Origin of the sequence: Tetzosporium hominis, assembly GCF_002265435.1 — a bacterium.
Taxonomy (GTDB): domain Bacteria; phylum Bacillota; class Bacilli; order Bacillales_A; family Planococcaceae; genus Chryseomicrobium; species Chryseomicrobium hominis.
Genome location: NZ_NOKQ01000113.1, coordinates 1 through 274, shown reverse-complemented (window position 1 = coordinate 274; position 274 = coordinate 1). Strand labels below are relative to the sequence as shown.

Annotated in this window: 1 protein-coding gene; it reads left to right on the top strand. The window is 43.4% G+C overall.

What is annotated here, in order from left to right; genetic code table 11:
• Nucleotides 1-274, top strand: a 274-nt coding sequence (locus tag CF394_RS00425) for a glutamate--tRNA ligase family protein (RefSeq protein WP_243370585.1), incomplete at both ends; no start/stop codon positions are given.

The following is a 274-nucleotide window of genomic DNA, read 5'->3' as shown; positions in this document are numbered from 1 at the left end:
GCCGACTTACAACTTCGCAGTAGCTATTGATGACTATTTAATGAAAATGACACACGTGCTGCGCGGTGAGGATCATATTTCTAACACACCGAAACAGATTATGATTTATCAAGCATTCGGATGGGATATTCCTCAGTTCGGACACATGACGCTGATCGTAAATGAAAGCCGTAAAAAGCTCAGCAAACGCGATGAGTCCATTATTCAATTCATCGAGCAGTATAAAGAGCTTGGCTACTTGCCGGAAGCGCTGTTCAACTTTATCGGCCTGCTT